Origin of the sequence: Streptomyces huasconensis (assembly GCF_021028635.1) — a bacterium.
GTDB lineage: Bacteria > Actinomycetota > Actinomycetes > Streptomycetales > Streptomycetaceae > Streptomyces > Streptomyces huasconensis.
Genome location: NZ_CP086119.1, coordinates 7382936 through 7397863, shown reverse-complemented (window position 1 = coordinate 7397863; position 14928 = coordinate 7382936). Strand labels below are relative to the sequence as shown.

The window sequence follows — 14928 nt, the reverse complement described above, 5'->3', positions numbered from 1 at the left end:
CGGGGAGTCGGTCAGTGTCCGGGGTGGCCCTTGACGATGGTGTCGGCCGCGTGCACGGCCGTGGCGACGCTGGTGAGCGTCGGGTTGGAGGCGTTGCCGAAGGGGTGCAGGCCGTTGCCGCCGAGGTAGAGGTTGTCGATGTTCCACACCTTGGAGTACTCGTCGACGACGCTGTCCAGCGGATTGGTGCCCATGCGGGTGGTGCCCGCGATGTGCAGCGGCAGGCCGGGGGTGAGGAAGACGGGTTCGGAGCCGGGCATGAAGCCGCCGAGTGCGGAAGCGGTGCGCAGCATGTGTTCGTTCATGCGGTCCGTCTCCTTGCGTTCGGCCTCGTCGAGGCAGAAGCGGAAGGTGGGCTGGGGCATGTCGAAGGTGTCGCGCAGGCTGCGGGAGAAGGTGACCTTGTTCTCGGGCCGGGGCCGGGAGATGCCGAACCAGCGCAGGTCGACGATGAGTCGGGGGTCGACGTTGGGCGGTACGGCGCCGTAGGTGAAGGCGTCCCGGTGGATCTGGCAGTGCCAGGGGCGTTGGCCGGTGACCAGCAGGGCCAGGTTCGGGTCCCGCTCGTCGGGCGGGAAGGGCACCGGGTCGGCGCACTTGTCGCCGGAGCGCAGCCGCTTCAGCTGGGCGGCGCGGTAGCGGGCGACCCGGTCGGCGGCTGCCTCGGCGGGTTCGTCGCCGTGGCCGGAGGTGGTGCGCAGGATGTCCTCGATGTGGTCCATGTGTTCCTGCTGGAGCACCACCTGGCAGAAGGACATGGGCTGTTCGGTGAGGTAGCGGCCGAGTGCGGGCAGGGTGACGCCGGAGCTGAACAGGAGCTGCGGCGTCGGGATGACGCCGCACGCCACCACGTATGTCCCGGCCCGCAACCGCACTTCGTCGCGTACGTCGCGCAGGTTGCGCACCACGGCGTACTGGACCTTCTGGTGCTTGCCGGACCCGGTGATCTCCAGGCGGACGCACTGGTGCTCGGGCAGCAGGGTGAACGAGCCGCGCGGCGGCGTGTGGGAGGGGTCGGCGAGGTCACCGAGGACGGTGTCGGCGGCCGACCACGTCACCGCCGACGTCTGGGCGGAGTCGGCGCGGTCGCTGACCGCGAGGGGCAGTTCGCTCACGTCGGTGAACTCCGCCCCGGCCCGCTGGAGCACCCGCTTGACCAGCAGGTGCCGGGCGGAGGAGGCGAAGACGGAGGTGTTCCGGGCGAGCAGGGACTCGGCCTCGTCGTAGAGCTCGTCCATCTCCTTGTCGTCGATGGGGTAGTCCTGGCCGCCGTACCGCCGTTCCACCTCGGGGTGGAAGCGGGGCACGGCGCAGGTCCAGTGGGTGGCCATGCCGCCCACCGCGTACGTGGCGGCCGCGGCGGGCAGGTTGAGGTGCTTGCGCTGCTCCGGGTTCTGGTTGCGCAGCGAGAAGCCGGCGTACTTGTCCGGGTCGTACGAGAACGCCGAGGGGTCGAGCGTGAGCACCGGCTCCCTGTTGGTGGCGGTCGACAGAGGGAGGAGGTTGCCCTTGATGACGGACACGAACAGGTCGATGTTCTTCTGGAACAGGTAGCTGTTCTTGAGGTGTTCGCCGTAGCGGCGGGACAGCTGGGCCCCGGCGTCGATCATCAGGACGTGCTTGCCCTCCTCCACCAGTTTGCGGGCGAAAGTGCACCCGACGGGTCCGCTGCCGATGATCAGTACGTCAGCCTCGGTGGCGATGGGCACATCGGTGTCGTTCATGGACGTCCTTTCGACATGTTCTCGTCGTCGACGCTGGTGATGTCCGTCGTACCGCTGAGCCACAGGGCACTGTTGACGAGCCCGACCATGCTGAACGCCTGCGGCGTGTTGCCGAGGTGGCGGCCGGTGGCCGGGTCGTACTCCTCGGCGAGCAGTCCCACGTCGTTGCGCAGGTCCAGCAGCCGCTCGAAGAGCTCCAGCGCTTCCCGGCGGCGTCCCGTGCCGTGCAGCGCGTCGGCGAGCCAGAACGTGCAGACCAGGAAGGTGGCCTCGGTGCCCGGCAGACCGTCCACGCCGCCGTCCGCCTCCGGGCGGTAGCGCCGCAGGAAACCGTCCTCGCTCAACTCCCGGCGCACCGTGTCGACGGTGCCCCGGACCCGCGGGTCCTGCCACGGGAGGAACCCGACCCGCGGCAGCAGGAGGAGTGCCGCGTCCACACCCTTCGACCCGTAGAACTGGGTGAAGGTGTTCCGTTCGGCGTCGAAGCCCCGCGCGCAGACCTCCTCGTGAATGCGGTCGCGCAGTTTCTCCCAGCGGTCCACCGGTCCGGGGCAGCCATGACGCCGCACCGAGCGCACCGCCCGGTCCAGGCCGGCCCACGCCATCACCTTCGAGTGGACGAAGTGGCGCGGCTCGCCGCGCACCTCCCACAGACTCAGGTCCGGTTCCCGCCAGTTGCCCTCCAGGAAGTCCAGGAGCGCTCGCTGCATGTTCCACGCCGTCTCACTGGCGGCCATCCCCGCCTCGCGGCCCACGTAGAGGCATTCGAGGACCTCGCCCCATACGTCGAGCTGGAACTGGCGGGTGGCGGCGTTGCCGACCCTGACCGGGGACGAGTTCTCGTATCCGGAGAGCCATTCCAGCTCGTACTCGGGCAGCCGCCAGGCACCGTCGAGGCCGTACATGATTTGCAGGTCGGCGGGGTCACCGGCGACCGCTCTCAGCAGCCAGTCCCGCCACTGCGTCGCCTCCTCCAGGTACCCGGTGCCGATGAGCGCCTGGAGCGTGAACGTGGCGTCGCGCAGCCAGCAGTAGCGGTAGTCCCAGTTGCGCGGGCCACCGAGCTGCTCGGGCAGCGAGGTGGTGGCCGCGGCGAGGATGCCCCCGGTGGGCCGGTACGTCAGGGCCTTCAGGGTGAGCACGGAGCGCCGTACCGCGTCGTCCCACGGCCCGCGGTAACGGCACCGGCTCATCCAGGCCCGCCAGAACCGCTCGGTGGCCTCGATGGCCGTCAGCGCCTCGACCGGCCTGGGGCGGCTGACCAGATGGGACGGCTTGTACGTCAGTACGAAGGGCACCTGCTGGCCCGCTTCGACGGTGAACTCGGCCCGGGTGGTCAGGTTCTCGCCGTACACCTCCACCGGGGTGTGCAGCCAGAACGCGTCCGGCCCGGCCACGGCTCGCAGGCCCGCCCCCGCACGGTGCACCCACGGGACGATCCGGCCGTAGTCGGGACGCAGCCGCAGGTCCATCCGCATCGGCACGCGTCCGCTGAGGCCCTCGACCACGCGCACCACGTCGGCGGCTTCGCCGCGCAGCGGCATGCAGTCGACGACGCGGACGCCGCCGTCGGCGGTGTGCCACTCGCTCTCCAGGACCAAGGTGTCGTCCCGGTACCGGCGTTGTGTCGCGGCGCCGCCCGCGGCCGGGGCCAGCAGCCACCGGCCGGCGCTGTCGTCGTGCAGCAGCGCGGCGAAGCACGCCGGCGAGTCGAACCGGGGCAGGCACAACCAGTCGACCGACCCGTCACGCCCTACCAGGGCGCCCGAGTTCAGGTCGCCGATGAAGGCGTAATCCTCGATGGCACTGACCATTAGGACACTTCCCTCACACCGGCTTTCCTCGCGCGGACCGCGGGTCGCATACCTGCGCTCATGTGGCCGTACTACGCACGCGGCCGTACTACGGAAAAGACGCGTCGGCACAGCGGCGGACCCGAATGGAACCCATCGGGTGGCGGCCTTCGGCAGGGCTACGCGGCCCTGCCGTCAACAGCACGCGACACGCGAAGGCATGCTGATTGCTGATCTTGATGGCCCAGGAGCCGGGCCGGGCGCGCACGGGGGCGCCGGGCGCAGGCGGGTGGATAATCACCCAGTGCCCCGGCTGTCGGCGCCACGCCCCGACTGTCGGCACCTCATCCAGGGTGGCACAAAGCGGAGGCAAGCGCGATTTGTCATGTGTCGGCGACATGTGCAGGATCCGCAACGCCCCCGGTGTTGTTCCTCGGCGGCGACGAGAGAGGCTGTCCGCTCTCGGGGAGCCACACGCGCTTACTGATCGTTCCCCGAGGGCGTCGACCGTATAAGTGAGCAGCGGGAGGAGGCGCCACGTTCGACGCGGTGTCGGAAAGGGCCGCTTGGACCTCCCCAGGTTTCCGCGGCCCTCTCCTGATCAACCTTTCATCCACTACCCCGACGTGCTGCTTTCACGCCAATGCGGGAGTGGCGGGAGCGGGCCTGCGTCCGGCTCGTGGCCCACACACTCGACTCGGGCGCGAAGGGCGGTTGAGCCTGTCGGTCTGGCTGCGCGTACGCAGGCCGCACCAACGCAGTACGAGCCGTCAGCCCCGGGGCCCGCAGCTCGACGGCGTAGTGCACGGAGTCCGCGTCTAAGGTGAACCGGTCGCAGAACGTCACGCTGACGGACGCGTTGCCCTGGCACGGATGGTCACGCGGGGCCCGTCGTTGGTGGCGTCGTCCGTGCCAGGGCACGGGCCGAATGCCAGGTCAGATACGTCCCAGCCGTACCGGATTTCCTGTCGATGGACTCCATCGGCGTCAGGTTGCGGCCGGTGAAGAGGGCGCTGCCCGTGACGGTCTCCCAGAAGCTCGTCTCCCCCCTCCTGCGTCAGGTCGCGCCCGCGCCCGTAACACCCTGTGTCCCCGATTCGTTGGGCCCGAGAGTCTGATCATGATCGGAAGGACATCCGTATGGGCACAGATGAGGGGCCCGCAGCGGGCGCGCCCGGCGTCGTCGGCGGACCGGCGCCCGGTGTGACAGAGGCCTTCGCCGCGATGTGCGCGATGCCGACGGGGCCTTCCCGGGTCGTGGAGCGCGCCGCCGGAGGCGTGTGGCGGCTGCCGGGCGCCGCCCAGGCCGTCAGTGAAGCGCTCGCCTCGCAGGATGCGGCCGTGCGTGAGCGGGGCTGGCTCCTCGTGTACGCACGTGTCGTGCAGGAGATGGAGAGCGACCGGGACTGGACCCAGGAAGCGGCGCACTGGCTGGACCGCGGCCGTGCCGAGTGGTCCGAATCGGCCCGCCTCTGCGCGGATGTGGCGTGGCGCGCCCGCTCGGCGCACCGCAGCGCACTGGTGTTCCTCTCCTCCGACCAAGTGGCGGCCACGGCCGTGGACACGGCCCGGGGGCGCGCGCTGTGGCACTTGTTCCTCACCACGCTGCGCTACGACTTCCGTTGCTCGGCCATCAGCCGGTTCTTCGCGCGCGTCCCGGCGTCTGTCGCTTCGGCCGTGGATCCGTACATCGCCGCCCTGCGCGCCTTCGCTCTGCTGGGGCGTTCCGACAAGGCCGGGCTGCCTCTGATGGAGGAGGTTCTGCGGCGGGCCGGCGACGACGGCAAGGTGCTGCACACGCTCTTGCACGGCCTGTGGCTCGGTGAGCGGCTGGACGATCAGGCGCGGCTGATGCTCGACCTGCTGGCCGCCCCCGTGTTCGCCGACGGCACCGATCCCGAGGCGGCGTTCCGCAAGGCCGGCGCCCTGCGGATGGCGGGAGACCACGCGGGTGCGCTGGAGGCGATCGAGACGGCCATCGACCACCTGGAGCCGACGGAGGTGGTGGTGCACGCGGACTGCGTGCGCGAGCGGGCGTTGATCCTGGCCGACCGCGATCTCCGGGCCGTGGTCGACGGTGCGCGCGATCTGCTTGTCCGCTCGGGGCTCCAGCCGTGAGGAAGCGCTGAGCAAGCCAGACCCCGCTGAGCCCCTGGTACCGCCGGCGGGCGGTACCAGGGGCTCAGTCGTGACGGTGGCCGTTCAGAGGACTCCGCGCGTGGCGCGGGTCAGGGGGCCCTGACCACGCCTCACGTTGGCGCCTCCCAGTGCGTAGGCACCGGCCAGCATGGCGACGGCGCCGCTGCCGACGCCCATCGCGATCGCCTTGCGGTTCTTGAGCACCGTCCACGTCGTCGTCGCCGCTTGCAGCGTCTTCCCCGGTACGGCGGACAGCAGTTCGCCCCCCGCCTTCGCCTTCGCACCGAGCGTGGCGCTCAGCGCCGCCGCGCCTTCTCCGGCCTCGGCGGCCGATGACTTGACGCCACGGGCCGCGGAGCCGGTCTTGGCGGCCGCTCCGGAGGTGGCCTTGGAAGCGGAACGGGCCGCGCTTCCCGTGGCCTTGGCCGTCGTGGCCTTGGCGCTCTCCGCCTTGGACCGGTCGGCCTTGCCTTCCGTCGTGGCGTCACCTGCAGGGCTGCTTCCGTTCTTCGCCGATTCACTCATACCCTCCGTCTGACCTCGTCTCGTTGTTCGAAACAACCACGTATGCGCTTGGCGCTCATCTGCCCCATTCGGCCGCCGGACCCCACGCCGTACCAGAAGGGTGCTCCCGCGTTGTTCTGCGCGTGGCGTGTGCAAGCGAGCAGCATCGCTTCCAGAGGCTCCTCGAACCTGCGGTTGAAGTTCTGGTTCGTGCTGGTCGTCATGGGCGTCAGGTTGATCGAGACCCCGTGGCCGCCCACGTTGTCTTTCCACAGGTGGCCTTTGATCCAGCCGTCGCCGTCCCGCTGGTTGAGCTCGTTGACGAGCGTGCATTCGGCGCCCCGGACGAGAACCTCCGTAGGTGTTCAGGCCGTCGATCGCGCGGATGGCCGGTTCGAAGACCTCGTACAGATGGCCAGCGGTGGTGCTGTCAGGTGCGCGTTCGGCGAGCATCCGCCATTGCACCCGTTTTGGGTTGGAAGGTGCAGAAGCCACCTTCGGCCGGTGTGCTGCGGTGGGTGAGGTCGATGGCCGGGGCTTCGGCTTCCTGCCGTGACATCGGCTCGCTGTCGGAGAGCATCAACCCCGGCTCCGCTGATCCGGGGCCGGCGACCCAGAGCGAGTTGAGGGCTTCCTTGAGGCGGGGGTCGGTGTTGGCGAGATGGACGCACCGACGTCACTGGCCTTCAACTCTTACGCGAGCATGCCCAGTTCGACGCGGCGGCCGAACCGCTTGCTCGAGGACGACGAAGTCATGGCAGTGCTGGACGAGCGAATCTCACCGGCGAGCTTTACGATGCCTGGTGCCACGGGTGGTGATCTCTTCTGAGAAGACCCGCTTCGCCCCGACCTCGGCGAGCGAATCGAGCTGTGCGTCGAGGAACTGGCGGGCGGTCGGGGCGCGGGCGTAGCCAAGACGGACGTGGCCAACCACTGATCCAACGCCGTGCACTCGATCCGGCGGCCACCCGCCTCCGGTTGTTGCGCCATCGCCCGGTCCACCCACGCCAACAGCTTGGCTCGGCTAACGGAGGACGCCAAAACCGCTATGAGGACCGCGTCCGTTCCAGGTTCGCCCGCACCACCGCGATCATTGGATGGCTCCGGCTCAGCACTCGCTCGTAGTGCGCCAGGTGCGTTCGTACAGGGGGATTGCCCTCCCCAGATCCCCCGCCGACTCGTATGCGTACGCGAGGTTGTTGCGGAGGACAGCGCGTCAGGCTGCTCCGCGCCCAGCAGCCGCTCGAGGGTGATGAGTGCGCCTTGGAAGGCATGGCTGGCGGGAGCGAGTGCACCCTGTCCCATTCGGTACGCAGCGCTGCGGGCGAGAGCAAGGGTGGGGTCACGGGCCTGGTCGACGGCTACCGCGTCCCCGCCCGCGTCGTCGACGGTGATCCACCACCGGACCTTCCCGGGCCGCCCAGTGCGCGGCAAGCGCCGACTTGCCGACCCCGCCCAGCCCATGCACCGCGCGCACGACGACCTCGCCGGGGCGGGCGAACGCTGTCTCCAGCGCCTCCAGCTCGTCGACGCACGATCGCCGGACACGGCTCGCTGACCACCACCCAGAGGTGCTGCACCCCGACGTGCACAAGATCACCGCTGCGGGCGCCGCCCTCTCGGCCCACCTCACAGCGCTGCGCGTCCCACGCTCGCTGCCGAGCCCGATCGTGGTCACCCGCTGACACGGCCAAGAGGGCCTGGTCCCCAACTGGTCCCCAGAAACGATCAAGGGGCCGTTTCAGATTTCTCTGAAACGGCCCCTGACCTGCGACTGTCTCCAGTCGGGACGACAGGATTTGAACCTGCGACCCCTTGACCCCCAGTCAAGTGCGCTACCAAGCTGCGCCACGTCCCGTTGCCCGTGTGACCTGGGGTTTCCCCCTGGCCGAACGCGCACGGAAACAATACCGCACTCTGACTGGTGATCGCTCACCCCTTTCGTCCGTCGGCCGCCACTTGACCTCAAGTGCGGTTGAGGTCGCACGCTTCTTCGCATGACGACGACCACGGAACGCGCGTACGAATACACGGACCTGCCCCGGCTCATGGAGCTGATGACCGGGGACGAGAAGCACGGGCCCGCCGCGACCTCGACGCTGGACGCCCTGTGGGTGCTCTACGACCGGGTGCTGCGCGTCACACCGGAGCGTGCCGACGACCCCGAGCGGGACCGGTTCCTGCTGTCCAAGGGGCACGGGCCGATGGCCTACTACGCCGTACTCGCCGCCAAGGGCTTCCTGCCCGTCGCGTGGCTGGAGGGGTTCGGGGCGTACGACTCCCCGCTCGGGCACCACCCCGACCGGTTGCTGGTGCCGGGCGCCGAGATCGGCAGCGGGTCCCTCGGTCACGGACTGCCGATCGCCGTGGGGACGGCGCTCGGGCTGAAGGCGCGGGGCCTCACCGACCCGCGGGTCTGGGTGCTCGTCGGGGACGCGGAGATGGACGAGGGCAGCAATCACGAGTCCGTCGCCTACGCGGGACCGGCCGGCCTCGAACAGCTGCATGCCCTGGTGATCGACAACGCCTCGGCCAGCTACGCCAGGCCCGGCGGGATCGCCGCCCGTTTCGAGGCCGCCGGGTGGTCCACCGCGACCGTCGACGGGCGGGACCACGACGCGCTGTACGCGGCCTTCACCGCGCCGCACCCCGGACGGCCGCACGTGGTGGTCGCCCGCGTCGAGCCCAAGGAGTTCTCGGGCGAGCCCAAGAACGCGTGAGCCGGACCGGCGCCGCCACCTCCCCCTCCCCACCTCTGGAAGGACCTTTCCGTCATGGACACCATGCGTGACCGCTTCGCCCCCGTCGTCTCGCGGCTGCTGGACGAGGACCCGCGCGTCGCCGTCGTCCTCGCCGAGATCGGCAAGGACGCCTTCGAAGCGGCGATGCGCAAGCACCCGGACCGGGTGATCAACGTCGGGATCAGGGAACAGCTGCTCGTCGGGGCGGGCGCGGGGCTCGCGCTCGCCGGGCTGCGGCCCGTGGTGCACACCTTCGCGAGCTTCCTGGTGGAGCGGCCCTTCGAACAGATCAAGCTCGACTTCGGGCACCAGGGTCTCGGCGGCGTCCTCGTCAGCGCCGCGGCGTCCTTCGACTGGCCGGCGGGGGGCTTCACGCACATGGCGCCCGGTGACGTCGCGCTGCTCGACACCCTCGACGGCTGGACCGTGCACGTGCCGGGCCACCCCGACGAGGCGGAAACACTCCTGCGGCACGCCGTCGCGGCGGGCGACGACAAGGTGTACGTACGCCTGTCGGTGCAGGCCAACGCGCGGGCACTGCCCGTGGACGGTGAGCGGTTCCTCACAGTGCGCGAAGGGCGCGGGGGTGTGGTGGTCGCCGTCGGGCCGCTCCTTGACCAGGTCCTCACCGCGACGGAGGGGCTCGATGTGAGCGTGCTCTACGCCACCACCGTGCGCCCCTTCGACGAGCGGGCGCTGCGCCGGGCCGCCGGAGCCGCCGACTCCGCCGATGTGGTGGTCGTCGAGCCGTACCTCGCCGGGACGTCGACCGCCGCGGTGAACGACGCGCTCGCCGACCTGCCGCACCGCGTGCTCGGCCTGGGCGTGGGCCGCCGTGAGCTGCGCCGCTACGGTCAGGTCGAGGAACATCTGACCGCCCACGGCCTCGACGCGGGGTCGCTGCGCGGGCGGATCAGCGGCTTCCTGAGTGCGCGGACTTCCCTACGTACGTCATAGCGGGCATCCCTACGTGCGCCGTGGCGGGCCGGCGCCGCTTCACTCCAGGGGCGGGACTCCCAACTCCGGGTGTTCTTCCAGGAGTCGGGGCGGCGCGGCCTGGCGCCAGGAGTCGGCCAGGATGTCGGTCAGCTCCTCCTTGTCCAGCGCCGCGAGGCGCACCCGCACCCACGCGGAACTCGCCTCGTGCGCGGCGACCCAGAACTTGTCCGGCTCGGCGAGGACCAGTTCGTCCCGCTCGACCTTCGGGCAGCGCACCGCGATCGACGTCTCGTCGTCCGGCACTGTCACGAACATCTTTCCGGCGACACGGAACGTGGGCATGCTCCACGCGATCTTCTCCACCGTGTCCGGCAGGGCGAGGGCGATGCGGCGCACGTCATCGGAGGTGACGCGGGCCCGGGATCTGGACTTCGACATGGCACGAACCGTAGCCAACGCCACTGACAGGCGCGGACTCGCCGGCCCGGCTCACAGCACCCGCTCGTCCAGCCACGCCGTGAGGTCCTCCTGGACCTCGTCCCGGTTGGTCTCGTTGAGGATCTCGTGGCGCGCGTCGGGGTAGCCCTTCCACGTCAGGTCCTCCACGCCCACGTAGCGGAAGTCCTCCAGGAGTTCGTGGACCAGCGTCATCCGCTGGTTGCAGGGGTCCTGCTCGCCGACGGCGACGTGGATCGGCAGGTCGGCGGGGACGCGGGCGAGGTTGCGCGGGTCGTTGATCTTGCGTACGGCGCGCATCCAGTCCAGGCAGAGCCCCGCGGAGAAGGCGAACCCGCAGCGCTCGTCGGCGGCGTACGCGTCGACCTCGGCCTCGTCCCTGGAGAGCCACTCGAAGCCGGTGCGGCGCGGGAAAGGGTCGTTGAACGAGGCGAAGAGGGCGGGGATGTACGAGGAGGTCGCGGCACGGCCCCGCTCGGCGACCTCGCGCTCCAGGCGGGCGATCGCCCCGGCCGGGTCGGCGCCGGGCAGTGAGCGGAACGTGCCCGAGAGGATCACGCCCGCGAGGCCGTCCGCGTATTCCTGGGCGTAGTCCCGCGCGAGCATCGAGCCGAGGCTGTGCCCCAGGAGGAAGAACGGCACGCCGGGGTGCAGGGTGCGGACCTGGTCGCCGATGGCCTTGAGGTCGTCGACGATCGCCCGCCAGCTGTCGGCGTCCGAGGCGCCGTCCGGTCCGGAGGTGACGCCGTAGCCGCCGGTGGCCTGGGCGGTCGCGCCGTGGCCACGGTGGTCGGAGGCCACCACGCCGTAGCCGTGGGCGGTCAGGTGGCGGGCGAACCGGTCGTAGCGCAGGGCGTGTTCGGCGGCGCCGTGCGCGATCTGGACGTAGGCGCGCGGCCTGCCGTCGGCGGGCAGCCAGGTGTACGTGGCGACGGGCACGCCGTCCGCCGCGTTGAGCAATCCTGCCGTGTAGGCGGCGCTCGGGGTGGTGTGGGTGTCGTCGAAGTGGTCGGTCCGGTCGGGCATCGCGCGGGCTCCCTGGGGTGGTTCGCTGCTGGGGTGGTTTCCTGCTGGTCGGCTCGCCTCGGGTTCGTCGGGTGGCGGTCCTGCGGCTCAGCCTCCCCCACGCGCGGCGCCTCATGCGGACCACTCGCCGAACCGGAACCCGCGCCGTGGTGGTCGACGCGATGGCGGCTTTACGTTCAGGGGAGCCGTTTGTAGAAGAGCGTCGTCGGGTGGAGAGTCCCGGCCGGGTCCCTCGCGTAGTCGGGGATGGTTCCGGCCCGGGTCCAACCGGCCTTCTCGTACAGGGTCTCGGCGGGGCTGCCGGTCTCCGTGTCGAGGACGAGGAGGGTCACGCCCGCGTCCGCCGCCGCCTCTTCGGCGGCGGCCAGGAGCCGGCGGGCGAGGCCCCGTCCGCGCGCGGAGGGGTGGACCATCAGCTTGGTGATCTCGGCGCGGTGGCGGCCGTTCGGTCTGTCGACGAAGGCGACGCCGATGGTTCCGGTGACTCTCGTCCCGTCATGGGCGGTCCAGACGGCGAGGCCGCCGCTCCCGACCGCCGGGGCGAGTCCGCGCCACCAGGCGGCCGCCTCGGCGCGCTCCAGCCCGGCGAGGAAGCCGAGCGAGGCGCCGCCCCGCACCGTGTCGACGAGCAACTCGGCCAGGCCGGCCGCGTGGTCCAGGAACCGGGCGGCGTCGATGCGGGTGACGGCGTCCCGACCGAGGCAGACGGGGCCCTGGGCGGCCGCGCTCACGGCTTCACCACCACGAGCGCGTACCGCACGGCTTCCTCCCCCACGCAGCGGAAGCGCGACGCGCCCCACAGCCGGAAGCGCAGGCAGTCACCGGTGCGCAGGGTGTGCGCGTCCCCCTGCACCGTGACCTCCAGGGCGCCTTCAAGGACCCAGATGTGCTGTTCAAGGCCGGGCACGGGCGGCCGGTCGTACGTGATGTCGGCGCCCGGTTGCAGTCGCCCCTCGACGAGTTCGGCGCGCATCCCGATGTGCGGCGGAGAGACCGCCCAGCGCATGAACCCCGCCTCGTCGTCCGCCCAGACCGTCTGGTCGACGGCGCGCACCAGCTGCGCGGGCTCGGCCTCCACCTCGCTCAGGAGCTGCGACATGGTCCGTTCATACACGGCGCAGAGGCGGTTCAGGAGGGCGGCGGTGGGGCTGATCTCCGCGCGCTCGGCCCGGGACAGGGTGGAGCGGCTGATCCCGCTCAGTTCCGCCAACTCGCCCAGGGACCAGCCGCGTTCGGCACGCAGCTCGGCCAGCCGGGCGGCCAGGCGCGCGTCGACTCCTTCGTGTTCCATATTTGGCACGTTAGCCCGCATGCGGGATGGCGGGCAAGCGTGATCCGGCCCGCGGACTGCGGCCCTCGGGCCCCGGCCCGCGGACGTGGCTCTCGGGCTCTGGCCCGCACACCTCGGCCCTCGGACCCCGGCCCCCGTCAGACCCGGCTACCGCCACGGGTGCGGTTCAGCTCCACGTTCAGCCATGAGCCCTCAGCCCGCCGCGGCCTCCCCGAGCGCCGCCAGGACCGGGCGGATCAGGGGGTGGCCTTCCGCCCCGCAGCGCACCGCCGCGAACACCCGGCGCGTCGGGGCCGCGCCCTCCACCGGCCGCACCACCGCGCCCGACACGTCCATGCCGCGCAGCGCCGAGCGCGGCACGAGGGCGACGCCCGCGCCGGCCGAGGCGAGCGCCACCACGGCACGGAAGTCGTCCGACCAGTGTTCGAGGACGGGCTGGAACCCCGCCTGCTCGCAAGCGAGGACGACCACGTCGTGGCACGGGTTGCCGGCGAAGGGGCCGATCCAGGCGTCCTTGGCCAGCTCGGCCAGCGGGACCCGGTCGGCCTCGGCGAGCCGGTGGCCGAGCGGGAGAACCGCGTCGAAGGGCTCCGCGTAGAGGGGGACGCGGGTCAGCCGGGGGTCGTCCGCGCCCGGCGCCCCGCGGTACTCCACGGCGACCGCGACATCGACCTGCCGGTCCAGCACCATCGGGAGGCTGGCGTCGCCCTCCGCGTCCTGTACGCGCACCCTGATGCCGGGCGCGGTGTCGGCGAGGCGGGCCAGGGCCGGGCCGACGACCAGGCCGATGCCGGTGGCGAAGGAGGCGACGGTGACCGTCCCCGCCTCACCGGAGCTGTACGCGGCCAGCTCGGCCTCGGCCCGCTCCAGCTGGGCGAGGACCGCGTTGGTGTGCGTGAGCAGGATCTCTCCGGCCGCCGTCAGGCGTACGCCGCGCGCCGAGCGGTCGACCAGGCGGTGGCCCGTCTCCTGCTCCAGGGCGGTGAGCTGCTGGGACACCGCGGACGGGGTGAGGTACAGCGCGGCCGCAGCGGCCGTGACCGTGCGGTGGTCGGCCACCGCACGGAGGATGTGCAGCCGCCGCGCTTCGATCATGCTGCCGATTCTCCCAAACCGTGGGCCTGCGCCGCGCCACCGGTCCCGCCGGGCTTCCGGCGCCGCCGAGGTAATCCGGTCGACAGGCGGCCGGGCCGCACGCTGTGATGGTTCCGACCGTCTGCGCGCGCCGCCCGTACGTCTGGCGCGCGCCGCCCCCATACGGGCGGGTGACCACCATGAGGAGCCGGGTTGACGACCGAAGGAACCCGGCCCCGGGGTGTCGGGGAAACCGCGTGCGGTGCCGAACTCCGTCCGGTGATCGACGCGCCGCTGGCCAGGCGACTGGTCGACGCGCAGTTCCCGGAGTGGGCCGGGCTGCCGCTCGAACCGGTCGACCCGGCCGGCTCGGACCACGTGATCTACCGCCTCGGCGACGAGCTGTCCGTCCGGCTGCCCCGGCACTCCGGGGCCATCAGGCAGGCCGAGAAGGAGTTCGCGTGGCTTCCCCGGCTCGCCCCGCAGCTGCCGCTGGCCGTCCCCCGGCCGGTGCGGGTGGGCGCGCCCGGCTTCGGCTACCCCTGGCCGTGGGCGGTGACCCGCTGGCTGGACGGAGAGGTGGCGAGCACGCGGGCGCTGGGCGACTCGCCGAGCGCGGCCGTGCGACTGGCGGAGTTCCTCACCGCTCTTCAAGGGTGTGCGACCGGTGGCGGGGACAGCGGAGGCGCCCACGAGTCGCTCACCGTCAACCGCCTCCCCGACCGCGACCACGACACACGGGCCGCCATCGCCGCGACCGACGGCGTGTTCGACGGCCCGGCGATGACCGAGCTGTGGGACGCGGCCCTCGCCGCCCCCGCGCGGGACCGTCCACCGGTGTGGTTCCACGGTGACTTCCACACCGGCAATCTGCTGACCGTCGACGGGCGCCTCAGCGCGGTCATCGACTTCGGCGAACTGGGTGTCGGCGACCCGGCCTGCGATCTGACCATCGCCTTCACCCTGATGTCGGCCGCGAGCCGGGCCGTGTTCCGCGCCGCGCTCGGCGTCGACGACGCCACTTGGCTGCGGGGTCGCGGCTGGGCGCTGGCCACCGGTCTCAACGCCTACACCTCGTACGCCGCCACCGACCCCCGGGTCGCCGCGCAGACGACCCGCCAGATCACCGAGGCGCTGACCGGCTGAGCCACGGTACGGGCGCTGGACCTGGGGTGCAGTGCGCGCTACCCGCGGCGTGGCGGCAGGAGGCCGCGACGACCGCCACGGCGTGCGCACCGCGC

12 protein-coding genes and 1 tRNA gene are annotated in these 14928 nt (G+C 71.5%); 4 read left to right on the top strand and 9 right to left on the bottom strand.

Annotation, left to right across the window (positions count from 1 at the left end):
* Positions 1-11: 11 nt before the first annotated feature.
* Both J2N69_RS32995 and J2N69_RS32990 read right to left on the bottom strand, forming a co-directional pair.
* Positions 12-1724, bottom strand: a complete 1713-nt coding sequence (locus J2N69_RS32995; RefSeq protein ID WP_230903979.1) for a pyranose oxidase — start codon at positions 1722-1724, stop codon at positions 12-14.
* Positions 1721-3538: a glycoside hydrolase family 15 protein gene (locus J2N69_RS32990; protein ID WP_230903978.1), complete on the bottom strand. Its 1818-nt coding sequence runs from the start codon at positions 3536-3538 to the stop codon at positions 1721-1723. Before J2N69_RS32990 ends, J2N69_RS32995 begins: the two co-directional genes overlap by 4 nt.
* Positions 3539-4657: 1119 nt before the next feature.
* Here J2N69_RS32990 and J2N69_RS32985 point away from each other — a divergent pair.
* Positions 4658-5635, top strand: coding sequence for a hypothetical protein (locus J2N69_RS32985; protein ID WP_230903977.1), 978 nt, complete (start codon positions 4658-4660; stop codon positions 5633-5635).
* 84 nt (positions 5636-5719) lie between these two features.
* Here J2N69_RS32985 and J2N69_RS32980 read toward each other — a convergent pair whose 3' ends face one another.
* Positions 5720-6181 carry a hypothetical protein gene (locus tag J2N69_RS32980; RefSeq protein ID WP_230903976.1) on the bottom strand — a complete coding sequence of 154 codons (462 nt, stop codon included), beginning with the start codon at positions 6179-6181 and terminating at the stop codon, positions 5720-5722.
* 1763 nt (positions 6182-7944) lie between these two features.
* Positions 7945-8018, bottom strand: a tRNA-Pro gene (locus tag J2N69_RS32975).
* 139 nt (positions 8019-8157) lie between these two features.
* On the opposite strand from J2N69_RS32975, the gene J2N69_RS32970 reads away from it, so the two are divergent.
* On the top strand, positions 8158-8880 hold the full coding sequence (locus tag J2N69_RS32970) for a thiamine pyrophosphate-dependent enzyme (RefSeq protein WP_230903975.1): 723 nt from the start codon (positions 8158-8160) through the stop codon (positions 8878-8880).
* Between the two features lie 54 nt (positions 8881-8934).
* A complete protein-coding gene (locus J2N69_RS32965) occupies positions 8935-9858 on the top strand; it encodes a transketolase family protein (RefSeq protein ID WP_230903974.1) in 924 nt (307 codons plus the stop codon).
* A 39-nt stretch (positions 9859-9897) separates the two neighbouring features.
* On the opposite strand, the gene J2N69_RS32960 is transcribed toward J2N69_RS32965, so the two are convergent.
* The 5 genes from J2N69_RS32960 to J2N69_RS32940 all read right to left on the bottom strand — a co-directional run bounded on the left by J2N69_RS32960 (position 9898) and on the right by J2N69_RS32940 (position 13708).
* Positions 9898-10278, bottom strand: a complete 381-nt coding sequence (locus J2N69_RS32960) for an MmcQ/YjbR family DNA-binding protein (protein WP_230903973.1) — start codon at positions 10276-10278, stop codon at positions 9898-9900.
* A gap of 51 nt (positions 10279-10329) precedes the next feature.
* Positions 10330-11322 carry an alpha/beta fold hydrolase gene (locus J2N69_RS32955; protein WP_230903972.1) on the bottom strand — a complete coding sequence of 331 codons (993 nt, stop codon included), beginning with the start codon at positions 11320-11322 and terminating at the stop codon, positions 10330-10332.
* A 176-nt stretch (positions 11323-11498) separates the two neighbouring features.
* A complete protein-coding gene (locus tag J2N69_RS32950) occupies positions 11499-11999 on the bottom strand; it encodes a GNAT family N-acetyltransferase (protein WP_408056926.1) in 501 nt (166 codons plus the stop codon).
* A 50-nt stretch (positions 12000-12049) separates the two neighbouring features.
* Positions 12050-12613, bottom strand: coding sequence for a helix-turn-helix domain-containing protein (locus tag J2N69_RS32945; protein ID WP_359640809.1), 564 nt, complete (start codon positions 12611-12613; stop codon positions 12050-12052).
* 192 nt (positions 12614-12805) lie between these two features.
* A complete protein-coding gene (locus J2N69_RS32940; RefSeq protein ID WP_223778136.1) occupies positions 12806-13708 on the bottom strand; it encodes a LysR family transcriptional regulator in 903 nt (300 codons plus the stop codon).
* A gap of 192 nt (positions 13709-13900) precedes the next feature.
* On the opposite strand from J2N69_RS32940, the gene J2N69_RS32935 reads away from it, so the two are divergent.
* Complete coding sequence (locus tag J2N69_RS32935) at positions 13901-14833, top strand: aminoglycoside phosphotransferase family protein (protein ID WP_230903969.1); 933 nt, start codon at positions 13901-13903, stop codon at positions 14831-14833.
* Positions 14834-14928 lie beyond the last annotated feature (95 nt).